Origin of the sequence: Collinsella sp. wc0583 (genome assembly GCF_046116915.1) — a bacterium.
GTDB lineage: Bacteria > Actinomycetota > Coriobacteriia > Coriobacteriales > Coriobacteriaceae > Collinsella.
This window is the reverse complement of the sequence record NZ_JBJXBN010000008.1, coordinates 53,636-66,016: the sequence shown is the minus strand read 5'-3', so window position 1 is coordinate 66,016 and position 12,381 is coordinate 53,636. Positions and strand designations below refer to the sequence as shown.

The 12,381-nt window shown below is 60.2% G+C and carries 13 protein-coding genes; 11 read left to right on the top strand and 2 right to left on the bottom strand.

From position 1 onward, the window contains the following. Positions 1-69: 69 nt before the first annotated feature. Positions 70-789 (bottom strand): GntR family transcriptional regulator, encoded by a 720-nt coding sequence (locus ACKUUJ_RS08245; protein ID WP_409065263.1) that lies wholly within the window; start codon positions 787-789, stop codon positions 70-72. 304 nt (positions 790-1,093) lie between these two features. Here ACKUUJ_RS08245 and ACKUUJ_RS08240 point away from each other — a divergent pair, with 304 nt between their 5' ends. The 7 genes from ACKUUJ_RS08240 (at position 1,094) to nhaA (ending at position 8,673) form a co-directional block, all read left to right on the top strand. Further along, entirely contained in the window at positions 1,094-2,494 is a 1,401-nt protein-coding gene (locus ACKUUJ_RS08240; RefSeq protein ID WP_117746098.1) for a glycoside hydrolase family 1 protein, read from the top strand. 119 nt (positions 2,495-2,613) lie between these two features. Then, positions 2,614-3,957: a PTS sugar transporter subunit IIC gene (locus ACKUUJ_RS08235; protein WP_195444678.1), complete on the top strand. Its 1,344-nt coding sequence runs from the start codon at positions 2,614-2,616 to the stop codon at positions 3,955-3,957. A 161-nt stretch (positions 3,958-4,118) separates the two neighbouring features. Then, positions 4,119-4,421, top strand: coding sequence for a PTS sugar transporter subunit IIB (locus tag ACKUUJ_RS08230; RefSeq protein WP_035137700.1), 303 nt, complete (start codon positions 4,119-4,121; stop codon positions 4,419-4,421). Positions 4,422-4,430: 9 nt separating this feature from the next. After that, positions 4,431-4,763 (top strand): PTS lactose/cellobiose transporter subunit IIA, encoded by a 333-nt coding sequence (locus ACKUUJ_RS08225; RefSeq protein WP_197736861.1) that lies wholly within the window; start codon positions 4,431-4,433, stop codon positions 4,761-4,763. A gap of 241 nt (positions 4,764-5,004) precedes the next feature. After that, positions 5,005-5,958 (top strand): ROK family protein, encoded by a 954-nt coding sequence (locus ACKUUJ_RS08220; protein ID WP_226812558.1) that lies wholly within the window; start codon positions 5,005-5,007, stop codon positions 5,956-5,958. Between the two features lie 166 nt (positions 5,959-6,124). After that, complete coding sequence (locus ACKUUJ_RS08215; protein ID WP_117646235.1) at positions 6,125-7,048, top strand: manganese-dependent inorganic pyrophosphatase; 924 nt, start codon at positions 6,125-6,127, stop codon at positions 7,046-7,048. Positions 7,049-7,314: 266 nt separating this feature from the next. After that, positions 7,315-8,673 carry a Na+/H+ antiporter NhaA gene (gene nhaA / locus ACKUUJ_RS08210; RefSeq protein WP_409065262.1) on the top strand — a complete coding sequence of 453 codons (1,359 nt, stop codon included), beginning with the start codon at positions 7,315-7,317 and terminating at the stop codon, positions 8,671-8,673. A gap of 86 nt (positions 8,674-8,759) precedes the next feature. Here the strand turns inward: nhaA and ACKUUJ_RS08205 are convergent, their stop codons facing one another. Next, the gene (locus ACKUUJ_RS08205) at positions 8,760-9,014 is read right to left on the bottom strand and encodes a hypothetical protein (RefSeq protein WP_040359778.1); all 255 of its coding nucleotides are present in this window, start codon (positions 9,012-9,014) and stop codon (positions 8,760-8,762) included. 150 nt (positions 9,015-9,164) lie between these two features. Here ACKUUJ_RS08205 and ACKUUJ_RS08200 point away from each other — a divergent pair, with 150 nt between their 5' ends. The 4 genes from ACKUUJ_RS08200 to tatC all read left to right on the top strand — a co-directional run bounded on the left by ACKUUJ_RS08200 (position 9,165) and on the right by tatC (position 12,377). Then, a complete protein-coding gene (locus ACKUUJ_RS08200; protein WP_409065261.1) occupies positions 9,165-10,469 on the top strand; it encodes an aminotransferase class I/II-fold pyridoxal phosphate-dependent enzyme in 1,305 nt (434 codons plus the stop codon). A 66-nt stretch (positions 10,470-10,535) separates the two neighbouring features. Then, positions 10,536-10,850, top strand: coding sequence for an STAS domain-containing protein (locus tag ACKUUJ_RS08195; protein WP_117769921.1), 315 nt, complete (start codon positions 10,536-10,538; stop codon positions 10,848-10,850). A gap of 154 nt (positions 10,851-11,004) precedes the next feature. After that, positions 11,005-11,586 carry a twin-arginine translocase TatA/TatE family subunit gene (locus ACKUUJ_RS08190; RefSeq protein WP_409065260.1) on the top strand — a complete coding sequence of 194 codons (582 nt, stop codon included), beginning with the start codon at positions 11,005-11,007 and terminating at the stop codon, positions 11,584-11,586. Further along, positions 11,586-12,377 carry a twin-arginine translocase subunit TatC gene (gene tatC, locus ACKUUJ_RS08185; protein ID WP_022093860.1) on the top strand — a complete coding sequence of 264 codons (792 nt, stop codon included), beginning with the start codon at positions 11,586-11,588 and terminating at the stop codon, positions 12,375-12,377. Before ACKUUJ_RS08190 ends, tatC begins: the two co-directional genes overlap by 1 nt. Positions 12,378-12,381 lie beyond the last annotated feature (4 nt).

The window sequence follows — 12,381 nt, the reverse complement described above, 5'->3', positions numbered from 1 at the left end:
TACCCCCATTGTGCTGCGTGGGCGCCGCGTAAAACTGTTCAAAACGAGCGCCTGTATGACTACAAAAACCTATGCCAATGTTACGTTGTGCAACTCAAAGCGGTCGCCAACGTTGCGCGAGACCGAATACTCAAAGGCGGCGCTGCTGTCCAAAAAGCCAATCTGCTTGAGCTCGAGCAGGGGAGAGCCAGGTTTGGTGTCCAGGCGCTCAGCTTCTTCCTTGGTTGCTGCCACGGCGCGAATGGTACGGTGGAAGCTCGAAATTTTCAGCCCGCATTGCTCGCGGATGAAATGGTAGACCGATCCGTACAGGTCCTTCTTTTTAAGGCCCGGAATCAGCTCGAGCGGCATGTAGGTGTACTCGATAACGATGGGCTTCTCATCGGCCTGACGCACGCGCACGATGTGATAGGCAAAGTCATCCTCGGCAATTCCCAGCTGGGCTGCGATGTCCGCTGGTGGATTAACAATCGAGAAATCATAGACCACCGAGGTCACCTTCTCCCCGCGGTGCTCATACGAAAAACCCTGGGCACGGTCGTTTTTGCCCTGGAAAAACGCCTGGCCGGGAAGCCCCGCCGTGTCCTTAACGTAGGTACCCGATCCACGACGGCTGGTAATTAGACCTTCCTCGGTGATTTGCTCGATAGCTCGTTTGACAGTGATTTTGGAAACGCTATAGAGCTCACAGAACTCAACGACGGTGGGAAGCTTGTCGCCCGGTTTAAGAGCGCCATCCTCGATACTTCGACGAATATCTGCAGCTATCGCCTCGTATTTGGGAATCATGGAACCTCCTTTCCGACATATATGAATACAAAAAGTAAGTATAACCCTCAACAGGGCATCCATATTACTTTTATCTAAGAAGTTCGAGAAAGAAAAAAGAAAAAGACGCTTTACTTTTAAAATTAGAGCGCTATAGTTTAAGCAACGAACGGAATCCTTCCGCACAACAGGATCGACCGTTTGGGGACGGTTTTGTTTTGGCGGGTTGGATATCGGTATGGCCGGTGCGCGCCCGCGCCGGATAACCTGCCAAAGCAAACCCGTCTCCAACCGGAAGCTCTAGAACACGAAAGCGAGGACTTTGATGGCACAGTATCAGCTGCCCAACGACTTCTTCTTTGGCGCTGCTATGTCCGGCCCGCAGACTGAGGGTCAGTGGAACCAGGGCGGCAAGCTCGAGAACCTGTGGGACACCTGGTCCATCCAGGATCTGGGTTCGTTCTACAACCGCGTTGGCTCTTACGCCGGCAATGACTTTATGGCCAAGTACCAGGAAGACCTTCGCATTTTGAAGGACTTGGGTCTGGATACCTATCGCACTTCCATCCAGTGGAGCCGTCTGCTCGATGCCGACGGCAACCTCAACGAGGAAGGTGCCGCGTGGTATCACGAGTTGTTCCGCGCCTCTCGCGAAGCCGGCTTGGAGCCGTTTGTCAACTTGTACCACTTTGACATGCCCACCTACCTCTTTAACCGTGGCGGCTGGGAGAGCCGTGAGGTTGTCGAGGCTTACGCACATTACGCCGACGTCGCCTTCCACGAGTTTGGCCAGGAGATTAAGTACTGGTTCACCTTTAACGAGCCCATCGTCGAGCCCGAGCAGCGCTATCAGGAGGGCGTGTGGTTCCCGCAGCTCCACGACTTCAACCGCGCCCGCACCGTGCAGTATCACATCTCGCTGGCGCACGCGCTGGCCGTGGCCAACTATCGTCGCGCCTATGACGAGGGCGCTATTCGCGCCGATGCCAAGATCGGCATGATCAACTGCTTTACCCCGGTCTACACCAAGGAGAACCCCAGCGAGGCGGACCTCGAGGCCGTGCGCATGACCAGCGGCATCAACAACCGCTGGTGGCTCGACCTCATCACCAAGGGCGAGCTTCCTGCCGACGTGCTCGACAGCCTGGCCGAGGGCGGCGTTAAGCTCCCGTTCCGCGCCGGCGACCAAGAGATCCTCAAGCAGGGTGTTGTCGACTGGCTAGGCTGCAACTACTACCACCCCACGCGTGTTCAGGCGCCGGCGAGCAAGGTCGACCAGTACGGCCTGCCGCACTTTGCCGACGAGTACGTATGGCCCGACGCCGTTATGAACGAGAGCCGCGGCTGGGAGATCTACCCGCAGGGCCTCTACGACTTTGGCATGGACTGCGCTAAGAACTACCCCGATCTTGAGTGGTTCGTTTCCGAGAACGGCATCGGCATCATGGACGAATACAAGAACCGTGACGCCGAAGGAACCATCCAGGATGACTACCGCGTCGACTTTGTACGTCAGCACCTGGAGTGGGTGGCCAAGGCCATCGACGAGGGCGCCAAGTGCCGCGGATACCATTATTGGGCCGTCATCGATAACTGGTCTTGGGCCAATGCCTTTAAGAATCGCTATGGCTTTGTCGAGGTCGATCTGATGGATGGCTATAAGCGCCGTCTTAAGAAGTCGGCGGCCTGGCTCAAACAGGTCGCCACGACCCACGTGGTTGATTAGCGACCGGACGAACGTCCAGACCGCGCGCCGCCGCGCGCAACACATGGCACATCTGGTGGCAGAGGGCGACAGACCACCGTGCGCATAGGAAAGGCCGGATTTGAAAGTTAGGAGCAATCATGGCCAGTGACAACGGAAAGAGCTTCCTCGACAAGTTTGCCGAGGTCTCTGCGAAGGTGGGAAACCAGGTTCACCTGCGTTCCCTGCGTGACGCCTTCGCGACCATCACGCCGCTCTATATCCTTGCGGGTATCGCGGTTCTTATTAACAACGTCGTGTTCCCTCTGTTCCCGCTCGATGCGGCGGGCCTTGCCAACCTTCAGACGTGGGGTTCGGCGATTACGCTGGGCACCCTCAACGTCTCTGCCATTATCTTGGCCGGATTGATTGGCTACAGCCTCGCTAAGAACAAGCGCTTCGATAATCCGCTTGCTTGCATGGTCGTCGCTATCTCTGCCTTCGTCATCATGATGCCGCAGCAGATCACCGCCACGCTTGCCGCCACGAGCCCACTGCTCACCGACAAGATCACCTCCGCCGAGGTCACGGGCGCCCTTTCGACTGCCAACACCGGCACCAACGGTCTGTTCTCGGCTATTATCATCGCCCTGCTTTCCGTCTCGCTCTTCATCAAGATTTCTGGCGTCGAGAAGCTCAAGGTTAAGCTGGGCGAGGGCGTGCCTCCCGCGGTCTCCAACTCCTTCAACGTCATGATTCCGATGCTGCTTAACCTCGCGGTCTTCGCTCTTGCCGCAGCCCTGCTCGCCGTGTGCGCCGGCACCGATCTGTGCACCATCATCTCCACGTGCATCTCCAACCCGCTCAAGAGCATCATGAACGCTGGTCCGTGGGCTGTTATCCTCATCTACACCCTTGCTAACCTGCTGTTCTGCGTCGGTATTCACCAGTCCACCATCTCTGGCGCTACCGTCGAGCCGATCCTGACCATGCTCATCGTCGACAACATGGCTACCTTTGCCGCCGGTGGCACCATCCAGCCCGATCACTACATGAACATGCAGATCGTTAACAGCTTCGCCCTCATCGGCGGCTCGGGCTGCACCCTCATGCTCCTGCTCGACACGCTCCTGTTCTCCAAAAACAAGGCTTCCGAGACCGTTTCCAAGATGGCTATCCTGCCTGGTCTGTTCAACATCAACGAGCCGGTTATCTACGGTTACCCCATCGTGTACAACCTGCCGCTCATGATCCCGTTTGTCCTCCTTCCCGACCTGTTCATCGGCATCACCTATGGCCTTACCTGCGCAGGCATCATCAGCCCCTGCATCGCCCAGGTGCCCTGGACCATGCCTCCCGTCATCAATGCCCTGCTCGCTACGGGCTTTGACTGGCGCGCTGGCGTGTGGCAGGCTATCGAGATTGTCATTGGCATGGCCGTCTACCTGCCCTTTATGAAGATTTCCGAGAAGGCAATCGCCAAGCAGGAGGCTCTCGCCGAGTAGAACGCCTAACGTTCGTCCCTTTCACCTTTGCGGGCGCCGGTACGCGGCGCCGGTGCCCGCAGCTCTCTCCCTTGTGTAAAGATGCAGGGGGGTGGGCACAATAGCCGCAAGGAATAAAACCAGTTGTCGTCTGCGCGCCGCGCAGTTATAAGGAGGAAACCATGAAGAAGATCATGCTCTGCTGCAATGCCGGTATGTCCACGAGCCTGCTGGTCCAGAAGATGCAGGCCGAGGTTGCAAACCGTGGTCTGGATATTGAGGTCGAGGCTCGTCCCATGAACGAGGCCCACGATCACCTGGACGAGTGCGACATGTTGCTGCTTGGTCCGCAGATCGGCTACACCAAGGGCGATTTTGAGAAGGAGGCCGCCGGTCGTTTTCCGGTCGAGGTCATCAACATGGTCGACTACGGCCGCATGAACGCTGCCGGCATCATCGACCACTGCGTCAGCGTGATGGGCTAGGTGCTCTGCATGGAGGATATGAACGAACTGCAGATGACCTGCTTTGAGATCATCAGCTACGTCGGTACCGCCAAGAGCATGTACATCAATGCCGTGCAAAAGGCCAAGGAGGGCGATTTTGACGCCGCCGAGGAGCTTATCAAGCAGGGCGACGAGGCCTATAACGGTGGCCACGATGTTCACATGGGGCTTCTGAAGAAGGAGGCCAACGGCGAACGTAACGGCGAGGCCCCGTTGATTTTGCTGCATGCCGAGGACCAGATGGCCGGCACCGAGACCATGCGCGTCATGGCGACGGAGCTCATCGAGGTTCACAAGCAGCTGCAGGCACTTCAGGCCTAGTCGGCGTTATCGCCGCGACGGACCGTGCGGTCCAACAGACAACATAGTCCCTTTGACGGGCGCCGGGAGCCTCCGCCTCCCGGCGCCTTTATTTTTGGGGATGGTCTTGCGCGGCCTGTTGGGCAGCCAATTGCGTTACCCCAGATAAAACCTGCCAAAACAAACCTGTCCCTTTTTGGTAGGTTTTTGCCTTGAGAGCGGTACCATACAGGCAATGTTTAAACGAGAAAGGTGGGCTCCTATGGAACCTAAGCAGTACTACATCGGCATCGACGTCGGCGGCACTTCGGTTAAGGAGGGCCTGTTCGACGAGGACGGCAACCTGCTTGCCAAGGCCAGCGTGCCCACGCCTCCTATCGTTGACGCTGCGGGCTTTGCCGCGGTGACCGAGGCTATCGACCAGGTGGTCGCTAAGGCGCAGATTCCGCGCGCCTTTGTGGCAGGCATTGGCCTGGCCGTTCCGTGCCCCATCCCGGCGTCGGGCGATGCCAAGGTCAAGGCCAACATTGCCATTAACCTGCCCGAGCTCAAGATCGCCATCCAGGAGCACTGCCCTGATGCGGTCGTTAAGTATGAGAACGATGCCAACGCCGCCGCCATGGGCGAGGCCTGGCTCGGTTCTGCCAAGGGCGTGCAGAACGTGGTGATGGTCACCATCGGTACCGGCGTGGGCGGCGGCGTTATCGTTAACGGCGACGTGGTATCGGGCGTTGTGGGTGCCGGCGGCGAGATTGGCCACATGTGCCTGAACCCGGCCGAGGAGCGCACCTGCGGCTGTGGCGGCCATGGCCACCTGGAGCAGTATTCCAGCGCCACCGGCGTGGTGAGCAATTACCTGGCCGAGTGCAAGAAGGCGGGCGTCGAGCCCATCGAGCTCACCGGCCCCTCCGATTCCAAAGACGTGTTCCAGGCCTGCCGCGAGGGCGACAAGCTCGCGCTGGCAGCTGCCGATACCATGGCTGACTATCTCGGCCGTGCTCTGGCACTTATCGCCAACGTGGTCGACCCCGAGATGTTCCTGATCGGTGGCGGCGCGTCCGCCTCGGCCGATGTCTACCTCGATAAGGTTCGCGAGCACTTCCAGCGCTACGCGCTTTCCGCCTCGCGCGAGACGCCCATTAAGGTCGCTTCGCTCGGAAACGACGCCGGCATCATCGGTGCCGCCTACGTAGCCCTGCGCGCCGCCGGTAAATAGCTGGTGCAAGGGGGTCAGGTTACTTTGCACCAACATGGTGCAAAAGGGACAGCCTTGGCCCCCATACCTGCCACAAAATATGCCGTGGCCCTTCCGTCTGCGAAGGCTCGGCATCGGCGTGCTACCATAGCTACGTCCAAGTACACATATCAAGTGGAGGATATCCATGGCAAACGTTCTTGTCTTTGGTCACCAGAACCCCGATAACGACGCCATCATGAGCGCCGTCGTCCTGTCCCAGCTGCTCAACCAGGTTGAGTATGCCGGCAACACCTACGAGGCCTGCGCCCTTGGTCAGCTTCCGGCGGAGTCCGCCAAGCTGCTCGCCGACGCCGGCATTGCCGAGCCCCGCGTGATTGAGTCCGTCGAGGCCGGTCAGCTCGTCGTCCTCACCGACCACAACGAGTCCGCCCAGTCCGTCGCCGGCCTTAAGGACGCCACGGTCTTTGGCGTCGTCGACCATCACCGCATCGGCGATTTCGAGACCGCCGGCCCGCTGCACTACATCTGCCTGCCCTGGGGCTCCAGCTGCACCATCGTCACCAAGCTCGCCGACGTGCTCGGCGTTGAGCTTTCCGACGTCCAGGCCAAGCTGCTGCTCTCGGCCATGATGACCGACACGCTCATGCTCAAGAGCCCCACCACCACCGATGTCGACCGCGCCGTCGCCGCCAAGCTCGGCGAGCAGGTGGGCGTCGACCCGGTCAAGTTTGGCATGGAGGTCTTCCTTACCCGCCCGTCCGGCTCCTTCACCGCTGCCGAGATGGTCGGCAACGACATCAAGATGTTCGAGCCCGCCGGCAAGAAGCTGCTCATCGGCCAGTACGAGACCGTCGACAAGAGCCGTGCGCTTGGCATGATTGACGAGATCCGCGAGGCCATGCGCGCCTACGCCGCCGAGAAGGGTGCCGACGGCATTGTCCTGTGCATCACCGACATCATGGAGGAGGGCTCGCAGGTCCTGCTCGAGGGCGAGACCGAGGCTGCTCAGAAGGGCCTGGGCATTGCCGACGAGCACGACGGCGTCTGGATGCCGGGCGTCCTCTCCCGTAAGAAGCAGGTCGCTGCCCCCATCATGGCCGCCTGCTAGGTTTAGTTGACCGAACGCCACGACCGGATCGCGGACGCCCCGCGCTCCGGTCGTTTTTTGTGCATGCGCCGCGTCGTCTCTTGGACAGGCGTGCCCGTGCCGTTGAGCAAATAATGTTCAACCTGTGGTTCCGCTTTTCGGTCACGCCTGCGTGCTTGTCGTGCAGGGTAGGCTAGATGCAAGCGTAATACGTTAGAGCGCGGCGCCGCCACTTGGGCGGGCCGTGCTTTTTTAAGACGGGAGCTTTCCCGTGAAAGGAGCCGCCCATGGCAGCAACCGAGCAGCTGTTCAACGTCCGTGAGCGCAAGCGCTTTGAACGCCACGACATTTGGGAGCGCATCGCCGAGAACGGCACGATTTCCGCCGCGGTTATGGTCATCGCCGCCATCGCCGCCGTCATTTGCGCCAATACCGATGCCTACGAGGCCATCCATCACTTTTTGGAGACCCCGCTGTATGTGGGTCTGGGCAACCTTACGGCCGGTCTTACCGTTGAGCTTTTCGTCAACGACTTCCTCATGGCGTTTTTCTTTTTGTTGGTGGGCATTGAGCTTAAGTACGAGATGACGGTCGGCGAGCTCAAGAATCCGCGTCAGGCCATGCTTCCCATGCTGGCGGCCGTGGGCGGCGTCGTCGTTCCTGCCTGCATCTACCTGATCTTTAACCATGCCGGCGCCCGCAACGGTTGGGCCATCCCCATGGCAACCGATATTGCCTTTGCGCTGGGCGTGCTGTCGCTTTTGGGCAACCGCGTGCCCAACGGCGTGCGCGTGTTCTTCTCGACGCTCGCCATCGCCGATGACCTCATCTCCATCGCCGCCATCGCCATCTTCTACGGTCAGAGCCCCAATCCGTTTTGGTTGGGCGCCGCCGCGCTGGTGACCTGCGCGCTCGTGTGGCTCAACAAGACGCAGCATTACCGCCTCGCCCCGTATTCGGTACTGGGCCTGCTGTTGTGGTTCTGCATGTTCAAGAGCGGTGTACATGCCACGCTCGCCGGCGTCATCCTGGCCTTTACCATTCCGGCCAAGTGCGGCGTCAAGCTCGATAGCCTCACCGATTGGTTGGGCGAGTGCCTGCCGCTGCTTGATGACCGCTACGACGACGAGGCACACATCCTGGGCCAGCATGACTTTACCGTCTCGACCACCAGGGTCGAGCGCGTCATGCACCGCGTGACCCCGCCGCTCATCCGCATGGAGCGTCTGATCTCCACGCCGGTCAACTTTGTGATTCTGCCGATCTTTGCGTTCGTGAACGCACAGGTTCGCCTAGTGGGTGTGGATATGAGCACGCTGCTCACCGACCCGGTGACGCTCGGCGTGTACTTTGGCATGCTGCTGGGCAAGCCGATCGGCATCTTTGGCATGACGTTTGCCCTGGTTAAGTTTAGGGTCTGCGAGCTGCCGCATAACGTTAACTGGCACATGATTGCCGGTGTGGGCATTCTGGGCGGCATCGGCTTCACCATGTCGATCCTCATCAGCGGCCTTGCCTTCCCGACGGCCCAGTTTGAGGTTCTGGCTGCCAAGGCCGCCATCCTTGCCGGTTCGGTCACCGCTGCCGTGCTCGGTATGATCTACATGAGCGTGGTCTGCAAACACCCCGCGCCCAAGGACGAGTAAGAGCACATACAAGTTTGAAAACGCCGCCTGTGAACACCATCACAAGCGGCGTTTTAGTCATTGGGGACGTTCTTAAACGACTAGGTTTATTCCACCGTTCCGTAGACGGCGCCCCAGCCGTGGGCGGCCAAGGCGGAGTTGAGCTGGTCGCAAAGTGACTGGCGGTCGTAGTAACCGGGCGGCAAAAGGTTCACGATTTCCATGAGATCGGGCGCCAGGTCCAAGATCTCGGCCTGTACGATGAGATCCAGGCGGTCGATGGCGCGGCGGTCGTAAAACAGCCCGTCGACCAGGCGCTGCAGGTCGCCGAATTCCTCGGCCTGGAACGATCCGTATTCCATAGTGCCTCCTTGGGCGCCCCACGCCGGCATGCGCGGCGATTCATAATTCATTGCGATGAACTTAATCTATCACGGCTTCATACCGTTGCGGCGGTGGCGGTCTATACTTAGACGAACTGCAACGTACCGCTTCGCGAAAGGTCGCACCCCATGCAGACGATCTACCAGAAGATGGAAACCACCGAACTCGATGCCGCCATCGAGGCACTCAAAGCCGAGGTTGCCGAGGTCAAGGCCAAGGGCCTGGCGCTCGACATGGCCCGCGGCAAGCCGTCGCCCTCCCAGGTGGACATCTCTCGACCCATGCTCGATATCCTCAATGCCGATGCCGATCTGCACGACGGCAACGTCGACTGCTCCAACTACGGCTGCTTTGAGGGCATTCCCTCGGCACGCAAGCTAGCGGGGGAGTTCCTGGGTTGCCCCGCCGAGCAGACGCTTGTACTGGGTTCGTCGAGCCTGCTGATCGAGCACGATATCGCTGGCATGTTCTGGCGCTGCGGCTCGTGCGGCAGCGAGCCCTGGGAGGCTTATGAGGCCGCGCACGACGGCAAGAGGGTCAAGTTCCTGTGCCCTGTTCCCGGCTACGACCGCCACTTTGGCATCACCGCCGACCTGGGTATCGAGAACGTTCCCGTCGCGATGACCGACAACGGCCCCGACATGGACGAGGTCGAGCGCCTGGTTGCCGCCGACGACTCCATCAAGGGCATCTGGTGCGTGCCCAAGTATTCCAACCCCACGGGCATCACCTTTAGCGAGGACACTGTGCGTCGCCTGGTCGAGATGCCCACGGCCGCACCCGATTTTCGCATCTTCTGGGACAACGCCTACTGCGTGCACGACCTGTACGATGAGACCGACGAGCTCGCAAACATCTTTGACCTCGCTCGCGCGGCGGGCACCGAGGATCGCGTGGTGGCCTTTGCCTCGACGTCCAAGATCACCTTCCCGGGCGCCGGCATCGGCTTTATCGGTGCGAGCCCCGCGGTTATCGCGGAGTTCTCCAAGCGCCTGAAGGCCGGCCTTATCAGCGCCGATAAGCTCAACCAGCTGCGTCACGTGCGCTTCCTTCCCACCATCGAGGCGGTCAAGGAGCACATGAAAAAGCATGCCGAGTTTTTGCGCCCGCGCTTTGAGGCCGTTGAGCGCAAACTCACCGAGGGCCTGGGCGATACGGGTTGCGCCACTTGGACACATCCCCGCGGCGGCTACTTTGTGAGCTTTGATGGTCCCGAGGGCTCGGCCCAAAAGGTCGCCGCGCTTTGTGCCGACCTGGGCGTCAAGCTTACGCCGGCTGGTGCCACCTGGCCTTATGGCAAGGATCCGCGCGACACCAACATCCGCATCGCGCCGAGCTATCCCACGGTCGAGGACCTGGAGGCAGCACTCGACGTACTGGTGCTGGCCGTTAAGCTTGTCGCTGCCGAGCTTGCGCGTGCCGAGCGCGCCTAACGCCTAGGGCCCCGCAAGTCCGCGCCCAGTACTATCCGCACTTTCGATACGTAAAGGAGCGTATACATGGATTTGGGTATTTCCACCAACCCCACACCGGAGATCTACACCATTAAGGTGACCGGCGAGATCGATATCTCTAACGCCGATAGCCTGCGCAATGCCATTGACCTGGCGCTCGAGCAGCCCACTGAGGCCGTTGAGCTCGATTTTGCCCAGGTGAGCTACATCGATTCGACGGGCATTGGCGTGCTCGTGGGCGCCGCGCACCACGCGGTCGACCACGGTAAGCGCTTTAGCTGCACTAATGTGCAGCCCCAGGTGATGCGCGTGGTTCAGCTGCTGGGCGTCGACCAGGAGATTTCGATCACGGCGGCATAATCTTTGCCCCCAAAAAGGGCGTGCCGTTTGGCATATGTTTGTGATGCGCTCGGACGTTTTGGCGTCCGGGCGCTATACTTGACCGAATGAATAGACGAGTTCCGGCCGAATGGCGCGGTGCGGGCTCGACTCACATCGAGCCTTGGAGGTATGTGTGTTTGGTATTGGAGAGGGTGAGCTCGCGATCATCGTGGTCTTCGGCTTTTTGCTGTTTGGCCCGGATAAGCTCCCACAGATGGGCCGCACGATCGGCCGTGCCATTCGTCAGTTCCGCGAGACGCAGGAAAAGATGACGGCCGTTGTTCAGTCCGAGATCATCGATCCGGTAAGCGAGGCTGCTTCGGCTCCGGTCAAGTCCAAGAAGGCTGCCGTCGATGACGATTCCGATGCGGACGAGGATGCCGTCGAGACGGCCGCGCCCGCAAAGAAGGAGACCTTTGCGGAGCGCCGCGCCCGCCTTGCCGCCGAGAAGGCCGCAAGTGAGGGTGCCACCGAGGACGAAGGTATTGCCGAGGAGGCCAAGGGTGCAGAGCCTGCCGCCGCTGCTGCTGCCGCAGCCGAGCCCGAGCCTGCTGCAGAGCCGGAGCCCGAGCCCGAGCCGGCAGAGCCCACGACGGCTGACCTCTACGCCCGTCGTCCCCGTAAGCGCAAGGCCGTCGTCGACCAGCTCGCTCGCGAGCTCGAGGCCGAGGACGACGCTGCTGACGCCGACGCCCCGAAGGGAGGCGATGAGTAATGCCTATCGGACCTGCGCGAATGCCGCTCTTCGATCACCTGGGAGAGCTCCGTCGCCGCCTGACCATCGTGGTCGTGTCGGTGTTTGCCGCCGCTATCGTGCTGTATTTCGCCACGCCTGTGGTGCTCGACATCCTGGAAGACCCCATCCGCTCTTTTGTGCCGGACGGTAAGTTCTACATCACCACCACGCTCGGTGGCTTTGGTTTGCGCTTTTCGCTGGCCATCAAGATGGCCGTTGTCATGTGCACGCCCATGATCATCTGGCAGATTCTGGCGTTTTTCCTGCCGGCGCTTCGCCCCAACGAGCGCAAGTGGGTCGTGCCCACGGTGCTCGCCTCGACGGTGCTGTTCTTCCTGGGTGCCATCTTCTGCTACTTCATCATCATTCCTGCGGGCTTTGAGTGGCTCATCGGCGAGACCTCGGCCGTCGCTACGGCACTGCCCGATCTGGAGAACTACGTCAACATGGAGCTGCTCTTTATGATCGGCTTTGGCGTGGCGTTTGAGCTGCCGCTCATCATCTTCTATCTGTCCGTCTTCCACATCGTGTCCTACGCTGCTTTCCGCGGTGCCTGGCGTTATGTATACGTTGGCCTGCTCGTGGGTTCGGCTGTGATCACGCCCGACGGCTCGCCCGTTACGCTGGGTCTCATGTATGGCGCCCTGCTCTCGCTCTACGAGATTTCGCTCGCCATCGCCCGTGTGGTCATTACCGCGCGCGAGGGCAAGGAGGGCTTGTTTGTGAGCCGTCTGGACCTGTTCTCGGACGACGAGGACGACGAGGAGTAAAACG